Annotated in this window: 19 protein-coding genes; 11 read left to right on the top strand and 8 right to left on the bottom strand. The window is 37.0% G+C overall.

What is annotated here, in order from left to right; translation table 11 throughout:
- The 9 genes from ACUXV0_RS01865 to ACUXV0_RS01825 all read left to right on the top strand — a co-directional run bounded on the left by ACUXV0_RS01865 (window position 1) and on the right by ACUXV0_RS01825 (window position 8,143).
- A complete protein-coding gene (locus ACUXV0_RS01865) occupies window positions 1–771 on the top strand; it encodes a 3-ketoacyl-ACP reductase (protein ID WP_446191358.1) in 771 nt (256 codons plus the stop codon).
- A 31-nt stretch (window positions 772–802) separates the two neighbouring features.
- On the top strand, window positions 803–2,101 hold the full coding sequence (locus tag ACUXV0_RS01860) for a hypothetical protein (protein ID WP_446191357.1): 1,299 nt from the start codon (window positions 803–805) through the stop codon (window positions 2,099–2,101).
- A 61-nt stretch (window positions 2,102–2,162) separates the two neighbouring features.
- On the top strand, window positions 2,163–2,801 hold the full coding sequence (locus tag ACUXV0_RS01855; protein ID WP_446191356.1) for a TetR family transcriptional regulator C-terminal domain-containing protein: 639 nt from the start codon (window positions 2,163–2,165) through the stop codon (window positions 2,799–2,801).
- Between the two features lie 3 nt (window positions 2,802–2,804).
- Window positions 2,805–4,112: an ABC1 kinase family protein gene (locus ACUXV0_RS01850; RefSeq protein WP_446191355.1), complete on the top strand. Its 1,308-nt coding sequence runs from the start codon at window positions 2,805–2,807 to the stop codon at window positions 4,110–4,112.
- Complete coding sequence (locus ACUXV0_RS01845) at window positions 4,112–4,744, top strand: flavin reductase family protein (protein WP_446191354.1); 633 nt, start codon at window positions 4,112–4,114, stop codon at window positions 4,742–4,744. The genes ACUXV0_RS01850 and ACUXV0_RS01845 overlap by 1 nt, the downstream gene beginning before the upstream one ends.
- Window positions 4,744–4,890: a DUF2256 domain-containing protein gene (locus tag ACUXV0_RS01840; protein ID WP_446191353.1), complete on the top strand. Its 147-nt coding sequence runs from the start codon at window positions 4,744–4,746 to the stop codon at window positions 4,888–4,890. Before ACUXV0_RS01845 ends, ACUXV0_RS01840 begins: the two co-directional genes overlap by 1 nt.
- On the top strand, window positions 4,877–6,406 hold the full coding sequence (locus ACUXV0_RS01835; protein ID WP_446191352.1) for a cryptochrome/photolyase family protein: 1,530 nt from the start codon (window positions 4,877–4,879) through the stop codon (window positions 6,404–6,406). The genes ACUXV0_RS01840 and ACUXV0_RS01835 overlap by 14 nt, the downstream gene beginning before the upstream one ends.
- Window positions 6,396–7,880: an FAD-binding domain-containing protein gene (locus ACUXV0_RS01830; RefSeq protein WP_446191351.1), complete on the top strand. Its 1,485-nt coding sequence runs from the start codon at window positions 6,396–6,398 to the stop codon at window positions 7,878–7,880. Before ACUXV0_RS01835 ends, ACUXV0_RS01830 begins: the two co-directional genes overlap by 11 nt.
- Window positions 7,871–8,143 carry a TIGR03643 family protein gene (locus ACUXV0_RS01825; protein WP_446191350.1) on the top strand — a complete coding sequence of 91 codons (273 nt, stop codon included), beginning with the start codon at window positions 7,871–7,873 and terminating at the stop codon, window positions 8,141–8,143. Before ACUXV0_RS01830 ends, ACUXV0_RS01825 begins: the two co-directional genes overlap by 10 nt.
- On the opposite strand, the gene ACUXV0_RS01820 is transcribed toward ACUXV0_RS01825, so the two are convergent.
- Entirely contained in the window at window positions 8,144–9,046 is a 903-nt protein-coding gene (locus ACUXV0_RS01820; RefSeq protein WP_446191349.1) for a sugar transferase, read from the bottom strand.
- Window positions 9,047–9,138: 92 nt separating this feature from the next.
- Here ACUXV0_RS01820 and ACUXV0_RS01815 point away from each other — a divergent pair, with 92 nt between their 5' ends.
- Entirely contained in the window at window positions 9,139–10,656 is a 1,518-nt protein-coding gene (locus ACUXV0_RS01815; RefSeq protein WP_446191348.1) for an oligosaccharide flippase family protein, read from the top strand.
- On the opposite strand, the gene ACUXV0_RS01810 is transcribed toward ACUXV0_RS01815, so the two are convergent.
- The 5 genes from ACUXV0_RS01810 to ACUXV0_RS01790 form a co-directional block, all read right to left on the bottom strand.
- Entirely contained in the window at window positions 10,621–11,409 is a 789-nt protein-coding gene (locus tag ACUXV0_RS01810; protein WP_446191347.1) for a DUF268 domain-containing protein, read from the bottom strand. The two genes, ACUXV0_RS01815 and ACUXV0_RS01810, sit on opposite strands and share 36 nt — an antisense overlap.
- Before the next feature lie 26 nt (window positions 11,410–11,435).
- Window positions 11,436–12,248 carry a hypothetical protein gene (locus tag ACUXV0_RS01805; RefSeq protein ID WP_446191346.1) on the bottom strand — a complete coding sequence of 271 codons (813 nt, stop codon included), beginning with the start codon at window positions 12,246–12,248 and terminating at the stop codon, window positions 11,436–11,438.
- Window positions 12,245–12,994 carry an FkbM family methyltransferase gene (locus tag ACUXV0_RS01800; RefSeq protein WP_446191345.1) on the bottom strand — a complete coding sequence of 250 codons (750 nt, stop codon included), beginning with the start codon at window positions 12,992–12,994 and terminating at the stop codon, window positions 12,245–12,247. Before ACUXV0_RS01800 ends, ACUXV0_RS01805 begins: the two co-directional genes overlap by 4 nt.
- Window positions 12,995–12,998: 4 nt before the next feature.
- Window positions 12,999–15,443, bottom strand: a complete 2,445-nt coding sequence (locus tag ACUXV0_RS01795) for a YfhO family protein (protein ID WP_446191344.1) — start codon at window positions 15,441–15,443, stop codon at window positions 12,999–13,001.
- A gap of 102 nt (window positions 15,444–15,545) precedes the next feature.
- The gene (locus ACUXV0_RS01790; RefSeq protein WP_446191343.1) at window positions 15,546–16,229 is read right to left on the bottom strand and encodes a DUF5672 family protein; all 684 of its coding nucleotides are present in this window, start codon (window positions 16,227–16,229) and stop codon (window positions 15,546–15,548) included.
- A 114-nt stretch (window positions 16,230–16,343) separates the two neighbouring features.
- Here ACUXV0_RS01790 and ACUXV0_RS01785 point away from each other — a divergent pair, with 114 nt between their 5' ends.
- Window positions 16,344–17,102: a glycosyltransferase family 2 protein gene (locus tag ACUXV0_RS01785; protein ID WP_446191342.1), complete on the top strand. Its 759-nt coding sequence runs from the start codon at window positions 16,344–16,346 to the stop codon at window positions 17,100–17,102.
- A gap of 3 nt (window positions 17,103–17,105) precedes the next feature.
- On the opposite strand, the gene bshB1 is transcribed toward ACUXV0_RS01785, so the two are convergent.
- A complete protein-coding gene (gene bshB1 / locus ACUXV0_RS01780) occupies window positions 17,106–17,819 on the bottom strand; it encodes a bacillithiol biosynthesis deacetylase BshB1 (RefSeq protein ID WP_446192831.1) in 714 nt (237 codons plus the stop codon).
- A gap of 8 nt (window positions 17,820–17,827) precedes the next feature.
- Window positions 17,828–19,066 (bottom strand): peptidoglycan DD-metalloendopeptidase family protein, encoded by a 1,239-nt coding sequence (locus tag ACUXV0_RS01775; protein ID WP_446191341.1) that lies wholly within the window; start codon window positions 19,064–19,066, stop codon window positions 17,828–17,830.
- Window positions 19,067–19,069: the final 3 nt, after the last annotated feature.

The raw sequence follows: 19,069 nt of genomic DNA, 5'->3' as shown, positions 1-19,069 counted from the left end.
ATGAATAAAGTTGCATTAGTTACCGGAGGAAGTAGAGGAATAGGGCTAGGAATAGCAGAAAAACTGGCCGAAGCAGGTTTCGACCTAGCCATCAATGGAGTAAGGGATGAAAGTGGGGTCACGGAGGTTCTGGAAGCTATCAGAAAATATGGAAACAAGGTAATATATGCCCAGGGGAATATAGCCAAAGCCGAAGATCGTCAATCGATAGTTGACAAAGTCATGAGCGAACTGGGTCAGCTAAACCTAATGGTCAATAATGCAGGGGTAGCACCTAAGGTGAGAAAAGATATGCTTGAGATAAATGAGGAGGACTTCGACTATATGATGAGCATAAACCAAAAAGGCACTTTCTTTATGGCTCAGTTGGCCACCAAAGAAATGATTAAGCAAAAAGAGGCGAATCCTGATTATGAAGGGATGCTCATCAATATCACTTCTATTTCTGCCAGAACAGCCTCTACGCAGCGAGTGGAATATTGCATGGCAAAAGCCAGTCTGAGTATCATGAGCACTTCTTTTGCTGTCAAGCTAGCCGATTATCAAATCCCGGTTTATGAAGTTCAGCCAGGTATTATAGAAACAGATATGACTGCGGTAGTCAATGAGAAATACACAAAACTGGCTCAGGATGGTGTGGTTTTAGAAAAACGAATGGGAAGACCTGATGATATTGGCAAAGTAGTAGCTTCCTTAGCTACTGGTGGTCTCCCCTACTGCACTGGTCAGACCATTGTACCTGACGGCGGTATGGGTATTTGGCGATTGTAAATCGTATATTTGGCAAGTACCAATTCATCCTATGAAAAAACTTGCCTTACTTCTTATTCCATCTTTATTATTCATCGCTTGCGAACCTCAGGAAAATTCTAAGCAAAATGAGCTGGATCTTTTAGCCATCTCATATGTTAGAACCTGTCTGGAAATAGGCCAATACGATGGTGACTTTGTGGATGCCTATTATGGGCCTGATAGTTTAAAGCCAATCGAACCCCAAAAAGATGAAATACCGACGTTGGTACTTCTAAATAAAGTACGAGGCTTACAAAGTAGCTTACAGAACTTCATTAAAAACACTGAAAATGAGGAGGATGTCAATAGAGCAAGTTTTATTCTAGCACAATTAGTAGCCACCGAAGAGCGTCTCAATATCATCAGCGGTAATACCTCAGACTTTGATGAAGAATCTAAGAAACTTTTTGGAGTAGCGGCTCCTTCATATGACACCTCTCATTTTGAAGAAATCATCGCCAAGCTAGAAGACGTTTTACCTGGTAGTGGAGATCTTAAAACCAGATATGCAGAACTATCAGAAAAGTTCATCATTCCTACAGTACGACTGGACACAGTCTTACAAGCTGCTATTGCCGAAGCTAGACGACAAACGAAATTACATTACCCCATCCCGGAAAACGAGAGTTTTAATTTGGAGTATGTCGGTGACAAAGCTTGGAGCGGTTATAATTGGTATCAGGGCAATTACACAAGCCTCATTCAAATGAATACTGATTTCCCTATCTCCATTGAACGTGTTATAGATGTGGGTAGCCATGAGAGTTATCCGGGACATCACGTCTATAATATGCTTCTGGAGCAAAAGCTCTATAATGAAAAGGGCTATATCGAAACATCTATCTATCCGCTATTTAGTCCGCAGTCGTTTATTGCTGAAGGTTCAGCGAATTATGGAATAGAATTGGCTTTTCCGGAGCAAGAAAAAATTGCATTCTGTAAAAACACGCTTTTACCACTGGCAAACTTAGACACAACAGGTATAACGGCCTATTTTAAGGCTCTGGAGGCTGTTTCTGAACTTAACTATGCTGGAAACGAAGTAGCCAGAGGCATATTAAATGGTACGATGACCGAAGAAGAAGGCATAGATTATCTGATTAATTACGGTTTTTATAGCCCGGAAAAAGCAGAGCAAAGAATAGCATTTACAAAGAAATACAGGTCGTATGTCATTAATTATAACTATGGTAAAGACCTGGTAGATAAGTATGTAGCTTCTAATTCAAAAGATCAGGACTCCAGATGGGAAGCCTTTGGAGATTTATTGAGTCGACAAGTATTGCCCATCGATTTAGTAGAAAATTAACGTCTAACTTTAAACCTTTTTAAGTTAGACAACGTTATTGTCATGAGAAATTAATGATATCATGGCAAAACAAAAAAAATCGATTTTAGAAGCATATATGCATTCGGTTCTTGAAAACGGAAAAGAACCCGAGAATGTCTACAAGTTCTGTTCAGAAAATGGCTTCAAGGAGCCTGACTTCTATCAAGAGTACGGTTCTCTAGAAGCCGTCAAAAAAAGTGTTTTCACTACTTTCTTTCATAAAACGAGAGAGCTTCTTGAAAAGAATGAAGAATACCATACGTATGATTCAAGAGAAAAACTACTCAGTTTCTACTACACGTTTTTCGAATTGCTGACAGCAAACAGAAGTTACGTGCTTGCGGTACTTCCTTCCAACATCAAGGAATTCAATAAACTGGAACAATTGAAAGGACTAAGAGAAGCCTTTAATGATTTCTCCAAAGACATTTTCAGCAAACATATTGAATCAGAGGCAGAACGATTAGAGAAATTCAAGGCAGGCACTTTTCAGGAAGCAGCTTGGGCTCAATTGCTAATTGTTATGAGATTTTGGGTAAATGACGAGTCTGCTGGCTTTGAGAAAACTGATATTTTCATAGAGAAAGCGATAAAGGCGACTTTCGATTTGGTTGAAAATACACCAATTAAATCAGTGTTAGATCTAGGTAAATTTCTTTTCAAAGAGGCCACAGCATAATATATGAATACCATTGATAGCATACCTACCGGCAAAATAAGCAGGGCTGCTAAACTGGTGAAAACCGGTGTAAAAGTCGGAGGAAATTACTTAAAGTATTACGGTGAAAAAATCGTAAGTCCGGATACGGCCAAGGAACATTTGAATGAATCAAATGCCGAAGACATATACGACGGACTGAAAAGTTTGAAGGGCTCCGCTCTTAAAGCTGCTCAAATGTTGAGCATGGAAAAAAACCTTCTTCCAAATGCATACGTCGAGAAGTTTTCCCTTTCCCAGTTTTCTGTTCCTCCTCTTTCTGCACCTTTAGTGATAAAGACATTCAAAAAGTACTTTGGAAAAAGACCAGATGAACTGTTTGATGAATTTACAAGTAATTCTGTGAATGCGGCCAGTATTGGTCAGGTTCACCGAGCGGTTAAAAACGGAAAAAAGTTGGCAGTTAAGATTCAATACCCTGGTGTAGCAGAGAGTATTTCATCCGATCTCGCAATTGTCAAGCCGATTGCCGTAAGGATGTTTAACCTGCAGGGTGCAGACAGCGATAAGTATTTCAAAGAGGTTGAAATAAAACTAAAAGAAGAAACAGACTATCAGCTGGAGCTGAAACAGAGTAAAGAGATCTCAAATGCTTGTTCTGCTATTCCTAACCTGAAATTCCCAGCTTACTATGCTGAGTTTTCAACGGACAGAATTCTCACCATGGACTGGATGGACGGCGTGCATCTAAGCGAATGGACAAAGACTAACTCTTCACAGGAAGCTGCAGACAAAGTAGGTCAGACGCTATGGGACTTCTATTTGTTTCAGATTCATCAGTTAAGAAAAGTTCATGCAGATCCTCATCCTGGTAATTTTTTAATCAGTGAAAACGATGAGCTCATCGCCATAGACTTTGGCTGTATGAAGGAGATTCCCGACGACTTCTACGAACCGTACTTTGAGTTGGCTAAAGCTGAGAATATTTCTAATCCAGAAAAATTACAAAGGGGATTGATGGAACTTGAAATCCTGAGATCTGATGACTCCCCAGAGGAGCAAAAGTATTTTACCAAGTTATTCTCTGAAATGCTGGGCCTATTCTCGAAACCTTTTAATTCTGAAGTATTTGACTTTTCAGATAAAGAGTTCTTTGGAGCCATAGCAGCCTTAGGAGAAAAATATGCCAAGAGTACTGAACTCCGTAAAATGAATGGTAACAGAGGAAGTAAACACTTCTTGTATATCAATAGGACCTTTTTTGGTTTGTATAACCTTTTGCACGAGCTAAAGGCAAAAGTAGAAATCAACTCATTTCAAAAGTTCATGTGATGGATAAAATCAGTAAAGGTGACATATTGAGCTATCCCAGACTTTACAGAGCCAACCTCATTAATTCTCTGTCTGGTTATAAGTCTGCAAATCTTATAGGTACACTTTCACCAAATGGTACTGAAAACCTCGGCACATTTTCATCTGTCATACATTTGGGTTCAGATCCGGCTTTGTTGGGGTTTATTTTAAGACCACCTACAGTACCGAGAAATACTTACGAAAACTTAAAAAGAAGTAAGTATTACACTATAAATCATATTGCCAAAGATTTCTTGGCCGAGGCTCATCATTGCTCAGCAAAATACGCTGAAGATATCTCAGAGTTTGAAAGAACAGGGCTTACACCACTTTATCGAAATGACTGGCCCGCCCCATTTGTGGCAGAAAGTCCGGTCCAGTTGATGCTGAAATTCAAAGAAGAAGTCCCGATCAAAGTCAATAATACCATCATGATCATAGGAGAAGTGGAAGCCATATACCTGCAAGATGGACTGCTTCAAGATGACGGTTTTGTGAATCTTCAAAAAGGAGAGGTAGCGTGTATTAATGGATTGGATGCTTACTGTTTACCCAACCAGGAAAAGCGATTTGCCTACACCAGACCTTTTGAGATGGTAAAAGAACTTTGATGAAAGCACATCTACCCAGTAAAATTTGTCCGGTTTGTCACAGACCATTTACATGGCGAAAGAAATGGGAAAAGAATTGGGATGAGGTGAAATACTGCAGCAAAAGATGCAGTGGTCAACGATCAAAAGTCAATGAAAAAACTTAGATTAATTCTTGGTGATCAATTGAATAGCGAGCATTCATGGTTCAAGTCCAAGGATGAGAAAACTATATATTGTCTAATGGAAATTAGGCAAGAAACAGATTATGTTAAACACCATATTCTCAAAATAGCTGGCTTTTTTCTTGCCATGAGAAGCTTTGCGAAAAAACTTGAGAATATGGGACATCAAGTAGTCTACCTTCAAATTGATGATAAATCAAACACTCAGTCGCTTACAGAGAATTTAAAATCTCTTATCAGCGAGTATGAGGTACAGAAGTTTGAATATCAACTACCTGACGAATATCGACTAGATCAACAATTGAATGACTTTTGTGGTGATTTGAGTATAGAGTACGGGTGTTTTGACACTGAGCATTTTTATACCTCTAGAAAGGACGTAAAAGAATTCTTCAAAAAGAAGAAAACGTATCTCATGGAATCCTTTTACAGGTCAATGCGTAAGAAGCATGATATTCTTTTGCATGACGCAGAACCTGTCGGTGGAAAATGGAATTACGACAAGAGTAACCAAAAGAAATGGAAAAATGATACGCTTGTTCCTGCACCCAAAGAGTTTGACCATGATATCTCAGACTTACTTGAAATAATCACGAAGGAAGAAATAAGCTTTATTGGCAAAAAAAAGAAGCGTTTCCCCTTTCCTATCAGCAGAGATGAAGCTCTAGACCAACTAAATTATTTTTGCGAAAACCTTCTCGTACATTTCGGAGATTATCAGGATGCCATGCATACCGACAATGAAATGCTTTATCATTCTGGTCTCTCTTTTGCCCTCAATCTGAAGTTAATCTCACCGAAAGAAGTCGTAGAAAAAGTAGAGAGATATTACCTTCAACACCAGGATGAGATCGATATTTCTCAGGTAGAAGGCTTCATCAGACAGATTATAGGATGGAGAGAGTTTATGAGAGGTATTTATTGGGCAGAAATGCCTGAATATGCTGATCTGAATAGCCTTGATAACAACAACAAACTTCCCGAATTCTACTGGACTGGCAAGACAAAAATGAATTGTCTGAAAACCAGCATCAATAGCTCATTGAAAAATGCTTATGCCCATCATATTCAACGATTGATGATTACAGGCAATTTTGCTTTGCTAGCTCAAATACACCCCGATGAAGTGGACGCTTGGTATTTAGGCATATATATAGATGCGATAGAATGGGTACAGTTACCAAATACACGTGGGATGAGTCAATGGGCAGATGCCGGTAAACTAGCCACTAAGCCGTATGTTTCCAGCGGCTCTTATATCCATAAAATGAGCAATTACTGTGATTCTTGCTATTATGATCGCAAGAAAAAAGTGGATGATAAAGCATGCCCATTTAATAGCCTCTATTGGAATTTCCTGGATGAGAAAAAAGCCTATTTCGAGAATAACCCAAGGATGGGAATGATGCTTTCAATGCTCAAAAAAATTGATAATAAGGAGCTAAAATCCATCAAAGAGAGGGCAACAAAAATCATTGCAAATCCGGATGAGTATTAAGCCAGACATAAATATCGTTTGGTTTAAGAGAGACCTGAGACTTGAAGATAATGAGGCTGTCCATCTGGCTTTAAAAGAGAAACTACCCGTTGTTTTCATTTATATATTTGAGCCATCCTTAATCAGAGATCCGCATTACAGCTTCAGACATTGGAACTTCGTTAGGGAATCATTGATAGACCTGCAGAAACAACTTCAAAGTCTAGGTTCAGAGCTTTACATTTATAAAAGTGAAGCTATAGACACTTTCGAAACTTTGAATAAAAGCTTCAAAATCAATTCTGTTTTTTCACATCAGGAAACTGGCATTGGCTTGACTTTCGAACGAGATAAAATGTTAGTTCCTTTTTTTAAGAACAAAGGAATAGTCTGGCACGAGAACGTTAATAATGGCGTTTTCCGAGGTCTTTCCAACAGAAAAGATTGGCGAAAGGAATGGTATGGCTACATGAAGTCTCCTATATTTACCTACTCATTTCAAAATGAGAATTTACTTTCAGAGGAAATCAGAGGAAAGCTATTAAACGTACCAGACATATTTGAGCTAAACGAACATATAGCTCCTTTACATTTACAAAAAGGTGGAAGACTTACGGCTAAGAAGTACCTTAAAAGTTTCTTTGCAGAACGATACATAAGCTACAATAAAAACATTTCCAAGCCCGAATACTCACGTAAAAGTTGCTCAAGACTCTCTCCTTATCTGGCATGGGGAAATCTAAGCATTAGGGAAGTCTGGCAAGAAGCCAAACAATTAGCGGAGAATGGAGGTAAGAAAAGAGACTTGAATGCATTTACTTCCAGACTTCGCTGGCAAGCTCATTTCATTCAAAAGTTTGAGATGGAATGCGGGATGGAATTTAGATCTGTCAATAAAGCTTATTGGTCTTTAGAGAAACCGATAAATCAAGACTTTATTGATGCATGGAAAACTGGTCAAACGGGTTTTCCTCTGATAGATGCCTGTATGCGGTGCCTGATACATACAGGGTATCTCAATTTCAGGATGCGAGCATTGGTCGTCAGTTTTTTCACCCATTTACTATGGCAGCCCTGGCAAGAAGCTACTGAACATTTGGCAACCTTATTTTTGGATTTCGAACCCGGTATTCATTTCCCTCAAATACAAATGCAAACCGGTGAGACGGGCATCAATACCATCAGAATTTATAACCCAACATTAAACGGAGAAAAGCATGATCCAGAAGGCGAATTTATTAGAAAGTGGGTTCCGGAGCTTAAAAATATACCGTTGCAGAACATACACGAACCGTCAAAAATAACCCAATTAGAGCAAATGTCCATTGGTTTTGAATTAGGAAAAGATTATCCATTTCCAATCATTGACCAAAAAGTGAACAGAAAAGAAGCTAGCACCAAGCTTTGGGGCATGAAATCGAAGAAATCCACTAAAAAGGAGTCAAAACGTATTTTGGAGAAACATACTATACCTGGCAGACAAATATGGGATTAAACGAAAGAGATACCGACAGAATTATAGAAATGGCCTGGGAGGACCGCACTCCATTTGATGCCATAGAAGCTCAATTTGGTATACCCGAAAAAGAAGTCATTAAACTCATGCGTAAAGAAATGAAGCCTACCAGCTTCAAGATGTGGAGAAAGAGAGTCAGCGGTCGTAAAACGAAACACCTCGCCCAATCAGCTCGTCAAAACCCACGCTTCAAAAGCTCAGCCCAACGAGACATTACCGGCAATAAGATTAGTAAGAGGTAGTTATACCCATATTCCAAATTTGAAATAATTAATAACGCGTCTTAAAAGGCTGGGCGAAAATCGATTTCTGATATAATTCGTAACGAATTTATTTGGTTTGAGATCTACATCAAATTTAAGAATATGCTCTTCATGCAAATTCGTATCATAGCGGGTGGTTCGAATAAAGTTAAAGTTTGTTCCGCTTCCATCTGTTCCTATGTTGCGTACTTTTGAATATTTGGGAACCACACAATATCCATCCAGTAAATAATGATGATAACTCCATCTTACAGCCCAGGAGTCTATCAATCCTTTTCTTTGCTTCATAAGCATGGGCATCAGATCACGCCCACCATCCAGAAATTTATAAATTTCGTTCTTATCAGAAATAAAACTGTTGTAAGATTTCAATTCCCAATCAACTCCAAACCATTTGTCTTTCCACGTACCCCACCCCCAGGAGGATGCTCGTTTAACCATATTAAGTTCTTCTGCACCCTGCACATCCTCCAATCCAAGTGAATATCCTGAAACAGATAGTATGTCTTTTCTACTCTTATAAGCCTCAAAAGACTCATTCATAAATTTTAAAAAATCGCGAGTGACCAGTATGTCATCTTCCAGAACAATAACACTTTTATGAGATCTTAGAATCAATGAAACCCCCTCAATAACTGAGGATGCCAGTCCTTTATTTACGGGACTTTCGAAAACTTGAACCCTTTTAAAACCAGATACTTTACTGATTTGCTCTCTTACTTCAGAAACCTTCTCAGCATCATTACTATTGCCTTCCCTTGGCCCATCTGAGAAAATAAATAGCTCACTTTCGGCTACAAGATCATTTTTTTTAAGTGAAATTATAGTTTTCTCAAGATGATCTGGCCTATTAAAACAAAAAAGAGCTATCGGTGATTTCAATGAAGTTTTTTTTATTATTTGCAGATGTTTATTTACATCCAAATTAACAGAAAAATACCCAATGTAATGGGCCAGATTGGCTCAAATACCTAATGTCTGTAATAAAGAGACAAACTATCCTGGGAACCATATATGCCTATGGCGGAGTGGCTATTGGAACAATAACCCAAGGCTTCATTATTCCTAATTACCTAAGTACAGAGGAAAATGGCTTATTAGCATTGCTCCTTAGTTGGGTACTCATTATGAGTTTTGTTGTAAATCTTGGTTTTACATCGGCTGGTACGAGATATTTTGATTTGTTTAGGAATAACTCTAAAAATCATAACGGATTCCTTTTCAATGGTTTTATATTCATAGTAATAGGTTCTATTCTAGCTGGTATAATTTTATATACTTTTAAACATCAAATTACGAGTTCAGCGAAAGAACAAAGCTCACTTTTCAAAGACTATTTTGATCTGATTCTTCCTTTAACAATCATAACCGCTTTCTTCAACCTTTTTGATAATTATGCCAAGGGTTTGTATGATACTGTTACAGGTAATTTTCTAAGTCAGTTTCTGCAAAGGTTTCTCGTTTTAGTCGCAATTATACTTTATGTAACCAAACTCCTAAATCGAGATTTATTTGTAGCCTTTTGGGCCTGTGCTATTGCTCTACCTAGTCTTTTTATGTTTCTGCATGTAATTCGATTAGGTAATTTCAGTATAAAACCAACAAGCTTCTTTTGGGATTCTGACTTCAAAAGTAAATTTGCCTCCTTTGCCGGTTTTAGTATTGTTACTGGATTATCATCAATTGTTATTACGAAGTTAGACACATTAATGGTTTATGATTATTTGGGGCTAGGCAAAACGGGAATATATAATACGTGCCTGTTTTTTGGGAGTGTAATGACTATGTCCTATAATATTAGTATCAAAGCTTCTTCTGCAATCGTCATCAATGCAATCGAGAATAATGACTTGAAAAAAGTGGAACAAATCTTCAAAAAAAGTAGTACCACCCAATTGATATTTGGGACGATATTATTGATGCTTGTATGGATTAATATTGATACACTATTTCTTTTTATTAAAGAAGAGTATAGTATAGGTAAGACAGTACTTATAATAATTGGTCTTGCCAAACTGTATGATCTTGCCTCAGGTATTAATAGCCTGATATTAGGGTACTCAAAATATTATAAGTACGACTCTTTCCTGGTCATCTCCTTTGTAGGTTTACTATTTGTATTAAACCATTTTTTGATTCCTCAATATGGTTTAAATGGAGCCGCTATTGCCGCATTCATAGCTACTCTATATTATAATAGTATGAGAAACTATTTCATCTGGAGGTTTTTCAGGATTCATCCATTCAGAATTTCCTCACTTTATATAATTATAATCGGTGGTGTGGGAGTATTACTGGGTATGCAATTACCCGACCTAAATCAATCTATCTATCTTCTTATTCTATCTTTAGCTTATAAGAGTGCTCTAATAGGCGGTTCATTTATTCTGATTATTTACCTACTAAATATTTCAGAAGAAATAAATGTGACGATCAATAAAGGGCTCAAAAAACTATTACCTTTTTTGAAGAACAAAAATTCCGCATCCTAGCTTACATCCACAGTTAGTTTGGATCATTTTATCGGTCAGAGCAACGTCTTCATGAAGTTGATCATTATCATCGATATAAGAAAAAGTAAGAAGCTCATACCTTTCAGCGAACAGCTCCAAAAGGTACTCTATACCAAATACACGATGAGCATTAAATTCAACCCTTGAAGGACCAATTTGAGTTGAAAAATAAAAAGTACCTCCAGGTTTTAAATAAGAATAAAGACTATCTAATCCTTTAAGGTGACCATCAATATCAATATCATCACCGTATCTGCCAAGACCAAAATGTTCAATAGTATGAAGACAGGAAAGGGAATCGGTTATTTCTAAAAATTCTTCAGATGCCTTCATTAAATCTCGCTGGATAAAATTGACATTTGAAATTTTATTTTCTAATGGCCTGATATCAAAAACATCAACCTCGCGAAAAGTAGCTAAATGAGCAACAAAACCGTCAATTCTCGAACCAACATCGATATGTCTTACGGGGCTTTTCTTGTAAATCAAACTTGCAACATACAAATCCTGATAAAAATATTGCCCTCTGGCAGAACCACTCTGATCAGTTTTATCCTTTAAAATTGGATAATAAGAGAATTTCCAATTAGGATACTTTGCTCTAAACTCGCTTTTAAATAATTTTCTTTCTCTTAAAAAAGGAAAAAGACTTTTTAAATTACTAAAGAACTCTTCCGGATAAATGCCAAGGTATGACAAGGCAAACTTCAACAACTTATTTACTCTTTCCATTTTAAAAAATTCAACGTAGATTAAGCTTAAACCCTTATAACTTCCTTAGGTAAACCTATTTTAATTGCTGTTTCAGCAAAACTACTTTTTGTATTGCATATTATCTTTTGACATTTAGACAACGCCAAAATATCAGTGTAAGCCCCAATTATTCCTGCCGAAGAATTTCTTGACAAATCTGTTTTTTGTGTTGAGATTTTACGACCATATTTCTTGACAAATTCTTCTTTTACTTCAGAGTCATCAGTTGCCAGATAGATAGATAAATCTAAATTCTTTGATAACTCTTTTTCTAATGCCTCATGATATGAATTAAGATCTGATTCGGCAATTATATCAATGTGGTCTGTCCTTCTTATATGTACGCCAATTGTATTCTTGTTTACATTTAAGTCTCCAAGCCTTTTTTGAATCTCAAGCGAAGGAATAAAATTGTCAAAGGAATCAAAAGAATAGAATTGAAAGCAAGTAGCAAGAAAAACATTTTCCTTGCCATTTAAGCGTGTATAATTCCTGTTTTTGAACATCTCCCTAACGTCCTCATCAAAGAGGACTTCATCAAAAAAAAAGTTGAGAATTGCTCTGTAGAGCTTTGAATATTTCAGTATGTAAATATGCTTAACAAAGTGTCTTATGAACCAATACTTCAAACCTTTGGTGAGCTGAAAGCTAAAACCTGTATCATAGAATATTTCCTTAAGAGAGGCATTTAGTTCAGCTTTTTCTAACCAGGCTACCTCTGTAGCAAAACCTTTATCTTTGGATAAATAAAATGCTGAGTTTAATACCCTCATTCTATTTCCTAAGCCACCGAACGGAACAACTGTCAAATGTTTCATTCACTTGATTTTCTTATGGCCAAATAGTTTGAATAGGCAAAAATCTCAAGAGAATCAGAGTACGTTCTAATCTCTGACAAGCCATTCTTTAAAACTCTATAAATATCAAAAGACGGACTAAGCAAGTCCCAGAAATCTTTGATGAACACTCGTGGTGCAATTTGAGTACCCCCAAATTCAAACTGAATATGTTCTATAATTCCTGAATCAATTGATTTCTTAGCTCCTTTTAAAACATTCAAATCGTATCCCTCTACATCAATTTTTAGGAGATCAATTTCACTGATTTTGTTCTGTTCCAAATAAGCGTCTAAAGTTTCGATTTGAACTTTCTCAATTGCGGTACTTAAATTACCTTGTTGATATGCAGAGGCAAATGTGGAAGTTTCATCATCTCCATAAAAAGTAATCTCTTCCGAAGCAGAACCTAAACCAAAGGAATTGAGTCTAACATTTTCAAAATCACCAACATTATTTTGAAGCATTTTAAAACTTTGACTTGAAGGTTCAAAACAGTGTATTAAGCTTCTTGAAGAGAGTGTTTTATATACTAAACTAGCATACTGACCAACATTAGCTCCTACATCAAAAATTACCAGTTCTTTGTGATTTTTTTTCTCTGAAACAATCTTCAAAACATAGTCCTCTCCACTTCCTACAATATTAAAATTCATTCCCTTGAGTGAAAGGTAGTAGAGCTTTCTAAATAACCACTGTAATTGTTTAAGACCATAAAGGTATTTCATGTACCTACTTTTTGATAACACCTACGAGAATCACCCCGAATAAGACAACAGTCAATACTGAAGAAATCAAATCGACGAATTTACCTTTTGCAATTGAATTAGGTTTGAATTCAAAGACAACTTCATGTTCACCTGAAGGTACTTCCAAACCTCTCAGTACATAGTTTACTCGATAGTGAGACACCTCTCTGCCATCTATGTAAGACTTCCAATCCTTGTTGCCACGGTAAAAAATCTCAGAAAAAACTACAAAACCATTTTCTGAAGATTGTGTTTTATAGCTTAATCTATTAGGCTCATAGGTAATTAATTCAACAGTACTGTTGCTATCTGTAGAATATGATTTTGACTCGCTCAAAAATTCATCAACCACCACTGCAGTTTTAGATAAATCCATTGAGCCAGTTTTTTGTAATTCCTCGTTAGCATTTTCAACCACCAAAAGAGAGTCTACAAACCAGGCATTACCCAATCTACCAGTATTTAGATTGGCTACGAGTCCATTCTCACTGTTCTGAATAAGGTATTTTGTGTTAAGCATATTAATTACACCCATATTTAACCGTCCATCCTTAATCATTTCATTCTCCACTAACTCGTTATATTTCATCAGCTTAGACCCATGATAACCGCCTAAAGACTTGTGATAATAAGAATCGCGAGCATCACTCATAAAACCACTTGGAGAGGCCAAATTTAAAACTCTAAAATTCAATTCATCGTCTTGCAAGATGGTTTGGTCTGCGGCGGTAGGCTCAAAAGTTTGGCTATTCACCTTAAACTTGCTTTGGAAATCATCGTTATTAAAATACCTTTTCCCAACTGATATTAAATCAAAAGAGCACAGAGTTAAAATGAGAATTGAAAAAACGATGGGTTTGATTCTGGAAGAAATAAATAGAAAAACAAAAAGAATGGTTATAAGGATCAAGAAAAGGCCTCTAATAATGTCTGAAAGAGCCATTGATGCTCTATCATCTCTAAGTGAAGCGATAACCTGACCAGCAAAATCCTGACCGAGAGAAGGACTCAAACTTTGTAATAATGAATCATCTCTTAAGCTTATATAATCAACACCTAAATACCCAATTAGACAAAGGCCAAAAACTATTGCTAAAGAATAAACCAACGGCATCTTAATTTTTGATGGATCTAGTTTTTCTTTTATGAGATTATTTAAGGTCACCCCTGCTCCCCAAACCAGCATGAAATGAACCAAAATAAGAATCATACTTACTGCCCTAAACTTGTTATAACCTGGGAAATAGTCAAATAAGAAATAATTAAGTGATGGCAAATTACTACCCCAAGACATAAATATTAAAAGGAATACAGTCCCTAGATGAAACCATTTCCATTTTCCAGGCAGAATGAATAACCCAAGAATAAACAAGAAAATAACTATTATTCCTGAATAAGCTGGCCCTGCAGTGGAGCTTTGATCTCCATGATAAAGAGGCAAATTAGACACAAAAGCCAAGGCATTAGTTCTATCTACTCCTTTAGAGGTAAGTACTCGGTAAGTTTCAGAATCTTCATCTAAAGAACCTATTGAACTTCCACCCATAAGGTTTGGCACCATTAGGTTTAGTGTTTCTGCAATACCATAACTCCATGAAAACGCGTAATCCTTTGTTAAACCTTTTGAGTTGTCCTTTTCTCTGGTCAATTCCGAAACACCTCTGGTAGTTTCTTTAGTGTATTCTAGAGTGCTCCATAATCTTTGCACATTCATTCCAACACCTAATATCAAAATTGAGCAAAAGGATAAAAGTACCTTATTCAGCTTTTTGTATTCTTTACGTTTCAAAATGTCCGATACTGAATACAGAACATAAACTGTCAGAATAAAGAGAAAATAATAGGTTACCTGAAGGTGATTAGCATGAATTTCTAATCCAAGAAATACTGTTGTAACAAGTATACCAAGTAAGTACTTGCCTCTGAAGACATAAATTAATCCGGCCAAAATACCTGGCAAAAATGCCAATGCCATAATTTTTGAAATGTGACCGGCCTCAGTAAATACCAGATTATAGGTCCCAAAAGCAAAGGCAATTGAAGACAATATTGAAACTAGATTTTCTATTTTTAATGTCCTCATTAAGAAATAGAAAACACACATCAACAATAGAAAGACGTTAGCTGGGTTAGGTAAAACATTATAGAGAAATGAACCAATATATGACGTCAAACTAAAATCATATCCTCCTAAAATCATAAATGCCGGCATTCCGCCAAACATTGAATTCGTCCACCAAGGCCATTCACCGGTTTTATCATGAAACTCCTTAACCTCTTGTGCAGCACCAGAGGCCATATTAATATCATGCATTGACAAGACTTTTCCAGAGAGCAAAGGGCTAAAGTAGCCAAAAGTGAATGCCAGAAAACAAAGCAATGCTATGACTACAGCAATGATCTTTTGATTATCAATTTTAGAATTCATTAGGAAATTTTAAATGTGAATAGGTTAGCCTACACATAGCTATTTTATCTACAAAGATGTTAAAAGCAATAGGAATGCCAAAGGTATTTACACAGGTCATTTTCATTTGATATGTTTCTCCCAAAACTGTGGATTGTACTTTTCCCATGCATGACATCCAAACGGAAGTATCTGATTTGTCAAATTAAAACAGTACTCAGGATTTTCCTCGAAACCAAATAAGAGTGCTTCTTCTGTAGACGCTATTTTATAAGTTGGCCATAACCTACCAACTACGTTCACCCAAAAAGAGTCCTCATTCCACTTACGTGGCCAAATAGCGGCTAAGGGTAAAAATAGCCATGCTAAATAAAAATGTGACTTTACTTTTCTTAATGAGAATCCTCCATTTCCAACATCATTAAGTAAAAGTCTGATTGGTAGTGCCCTGTGCTTTTCAATTAATTTATTTTGCCAGCTTGAGTTTATCCATGGAGGCCCTATATAGTCAAACCCCTTTTTACACCAACTGATCAGCTCATCTTTGAAAACATAGGCATCCAATTGGTAGATGAGTATATATTCGAACATTTTAAACTTTCGATAAAAAAGAGGGGTAGTTAAAAGAAAGCTATAATTCCCAACATTGCTGAAGTGCTTCTTGTCAAAGGAGATGTACTGAATTCTTTGTTTAAAAAAAGCTTGATACTCTTGAATGTCTAAATTTTCCGGTCCACAAAATTGGATAGTATAGTGTCCAAGAATACTTTTGAGCTGACTTAATGATCTCTTTTCATTTTCTGTCATAGATGACTTGTATATCGGTATGACTATTGCGACGATTCCCTCTTGAGAAGGCAGACTCATATTATCGATTTTACTTTTGATGCAAGATAAGAAAACTGTCATTGCAAAGCCCTTATGACTAAAATTTCAATTATTACCATAACCTATAACGCTCAAAATGTCATTTTGAGAACCCTCCAAAGTATTGAAAATCAAACTTGTAAGGATTTTGAATATATTATTATTGATGGAGCTTCTTCAGATGATACTTTGAAAATCATAAATCAATATGAACACCTTATTACTAAACAGGTCTCTGAGCCAGACAAAGGAATTTATGACGCGATGAATAAAGGACTCAAACTGGCCTCAGGAGACTTTGTATGGTTTATGAATGCAGGAGACGAAATAGCTGAACCCAACACTGTTTGTTTGCTTAATGAAACAATAAATAAGGAGATCGATCTAATCTATGGGGATTCATTATTTGTCAACGAAAATGGAGAGCCAAGGGGGCTAAGGTCTAAGCTAACACCTCATAGACTAAGGAGCAGTCTGAAATGGACTGACCTAAAATATGGTATGATGGTTTGTCACCAAAGCTTGCTAGTGAGAAGAACAATAGCCACAAATTACATGGAGAATAACCTATCAGCAGATGTAGACTGGGAAATAAATGCTTTTAAAAACTCCAGAATGGCCGTTTTTATTAATCAACCTCTATCAAAATATCTCGAGGGGGGAATATCTAATCAAAACCTAAAAAGGTCTCTAATTGATAGGTATTTGGTCCTACAAAAACATTTTGGCTTACTTCCTAACCTTTGGAATCATCTGATAATATTATTTAGAGGACTTTTCAAAATAGCCTCTAATAAAGGTAAGTACTGGTAACCATCACCCCTTCACCAAATCCACCTTCTCTATCTTTTTTTCTGAGGTGAAGCCTTCGCCGAAGGTGGCACCTATCTTATGTCCCATTTCTCGTGAACGGGCTTCTACAAAATCCAGAAAATCTGGCTTGGCTATATAGCTTTCGGGTTCTGCACTATTAGGGTCGTAAAACTGACTTTTGAAGGCTCTAATAGCAGCATCTTTTTTGTCCCAATAGTCAGAAATATCAACTACGAAATCTGGCTCAATGTATCTATCTTGTATGTAATGGTATACTTGTTGGGGTCTCCAGGCTTCTTGTTGCTCACCGTCCAGTTCCGTAGCAATCATACGTAAGCCGCTGTAAAAGCACGCATCTGTGGCTAATGCAGATGCTCTACCATGATCAGGGTGGCGGTCTTCTATGGCATTCGCAAAAACAGTCTCAGGCTTATATTTTCTTATCATTTTGATAAGCTCCATCTGATGCTCTTCATCATTTCTAAAAAAGCCATCTCTAAAGCGGAGATTCTCTCTTGACGATAGACCTAGCACCTTTGCAGAGGCCGCAGCCTCTTCGTCTCTGATTTCTGCAGAACCTCTTGTTCCTAACTCTCCTCTTGTAAAATCTACAATTCCTACTTTATAACCCATAGCTATATGCTTAGCTATAGTTCCACCACATCCTAGTTCGGCGTCATCTGGATGAACAGCCAGCACCAAAATATCCAACTTCAATGACATGCTTATTTTATTCTAAGTCTGGTTCCTACATAAAGTTTCTTGTAAGAACTTATTCTATTCAAACTGCAGATTTCTGAGACGGATGTTCCGTATGCTCTAGCTATTTTGGTAAGGTTGTCACCTGGTCTAACTCTATACCATACCTTCTGCACCACTTCCTCCGGCAGTTCTTCTTCAAAATCATCTTCATACTCCTCACCATCTTCCAGGTCTTGTTCAGGCTGAATGTTCACAGAAGCATCAACGTCCTCCATTGCCACTCTCGGAGATTTACCTCTTAGGTAATCATACATTTTTGAAGTCATCAAAAACTCCTGCATTTTTATCTTGGTAGTGTCTCTTTTGAAAATGAAGATATTCTCAGCATCAAATGCATTTCCTTCATACCTGGTTTCAAAGTGCAGGTGAGACCCTGAACTTCTACCTGTATTCCCGCCAAGACCTATTTCATCGCCGGCATTTACACGAGTATTTTCAGGAAAATGCAATTTTGATAGGTGGCCATATACGGTCTCTAAACCATTATAGTGACGAATTACAATACAGCGACCAAAGCCTGATTTTGTACCAGAAACACGAATTATACCATCAAAGGCTGCATAAACAGGATCTCCGGTTACGAGATCTATATCTGTTCCTTTATGCCATCTTTTCCATCTAAACCCAAAATGTGATGTCACCGGACACTCATCTAAAGGTGGAGCCCAATATCTTCCTTTATTGATATCGTAAAGTTTAAGAGGAACCACATCACTAAAGGTTCTGGGGTTTATACCGTACGGATTGACATAGTAATTATCCCAGATTGAAAAGTAACTGGCAATCTTCACCATCTCATCAGACCCAGGAAATCGAGCTTCTTCTTCAATTTCCACAATCATGATTTCACCTTCGTCTATGGAACTTGTGTCCTCATGAATGTTTTCATTCAAACTCCTAATTGGCTCAATAGGCACCTCTGAGTTAGAAAGAAGCTCACTTCCCGATACTTTAGAAGGGATCGAAGGCTTTGCGGTTTTGACTTCGAAATTATTCTGAAAACGAAGTTTAGGTTCTTCCTCAAACTGAAAGTCTACTTCGTTTTGAAAATTTTCTGCCGGTTTTTGTTCATTGGAATTCTGATTCTCACTTTGTCTCTTTTGAAAAATCTTTGGAGCACGAATCACCTTGCCACGCTCACGCTGGGCAAAGCTTGCATTTGCACCGAATACCAACAAAACTAAAACCAGTAATTTTCTCATTCT

The organism is Jiulongibacter sp. NS-SX5 (assembly GCF_052828545.1).
The sequence above is the reverse complement of the archived record's forward strand: the minus strand, read 5'-3'. Positions and strand labels throughout refer to the sequence as shown.

Bases quoted from the DNA above. Each gene is read 5' to 3' on its own strand.
- ACUXV0_RS01840 (WP_446191353.1), top strand. From the start codon at position 4,744: ATGAAAGCACATCTACCCAGTAAAATTTGTCCGGTTTGTCACAGACCA.
- ACUXV0_RS01835 (WP_446191352.1), top strand. From the start codon at position 4,877: ATGAAAAAACTTAGATTAATTCTTGGTGATCAATTGAATAGCGAGCAT.
- ACUXV0_RS01825 (WP_446191350.1), top strand. From the start codon at position 7,871: ATGGGATTAAACGAAAGAGATACCGACAGAATTATAGAAATGGCCTGG.
- ACUXV0_RS01860 (WP_446191357.1), top strand. From the start codon at position 803: ATGAAAAAACTTGCCTTACTTCTTATTCCATCTTTATTATTCATCGCT.
- ACUXV0_RS01785 (WP_446191342.1), top strand. From the start codon at position 16,344: ATGACTAAAATTTCAATTATTACCATAACCTATAACGCTCAAAATGTC.
- ACUXV0_RS01790 (WP_446191343.1), bottom strand. From the start codon at position 16,229: ATGACAGAAAATGAAAAGAGATCATTAAGTCAGCTCAAAAGTATTCTT.
- ACUXV0_RS01865 (WP_446191358.1), top strand. From the start codon at position 1: ATGAATAAAGTTGCATTAGTTACCGGAGGAAGTAGAGGAATAGGGCTA.
- ACUXV0_RS01775 (WP_446191341.1), bottom strand. From the start codon at position 19,066: ATGAGAAAATTACTGGTTTTAGTTTTGTTGGTATTCGGTGCAAATGCA.
- ACUXV0_RS01850 (WP_446191355.1), top strand. From the start codon at position 2,805: ATGAATACCATTGATAGCATACCTACCGGCAAAATAAGCAGGGCTGCT.
- ACUXV0_RS01855 (WP_446191356.1), top strand. From the start codon at position 2,163: ATGGCAAAACAAAAAAAATCGATTTTAGAAGCATATATGCATTCGGTT.
- ACUXV0_RS01805 (WP_446191346.1), bottom strand. From the start codon at position 12,248: ATGAAACATTTGACAGTTGTTCCGTTCGGTGGCTTAGGAAATAGAATG.
- ACUXV0_RS01830 (WP_446191351.1), top strand. From the start codon at position 6,396: ATGAGTATTAAGCCAGACATAAATATCGTTTGGTTTAAGAGAGACCTG.
- ACUXV0_RS01800 (WP_446191345.1), bottom strand. From the start codon at position 12,994: ATGAAATACCTTTATGGTCTTAAACAATTACAGTGGTTATTTAGAAAG.
- ACUXV0_RS01845 (WP_446191354.1), top strand. From the start codon at position 4,112: ATGGATAAAATCAGTAAAGGTGACATATTGAGCTATCCCAGACTTTAC.
- ACUXV0_RS01810 (WP_446191347.1), bottom strand. From the start codon at position 11,409: ATGGAAAGAGTAAATAAGTTGTTGAAGTTTGCCTTGTCATACCTTGGC.
- ACUXV0_RS01795 (WP_446191344.1), bottom strand. From the start codon at position 15,443: ATGAATTCTAAAATTGATAATCAAAAGATCATTGCTGTAGTCATAGCA.
- ACUXV0_RS01815 (WP_446191348.1), top strand. From the start codon at position 9,139: ATGTCTGTAATAAAGAGACAAACTATCCTGGGAACCATATATGCCTAT.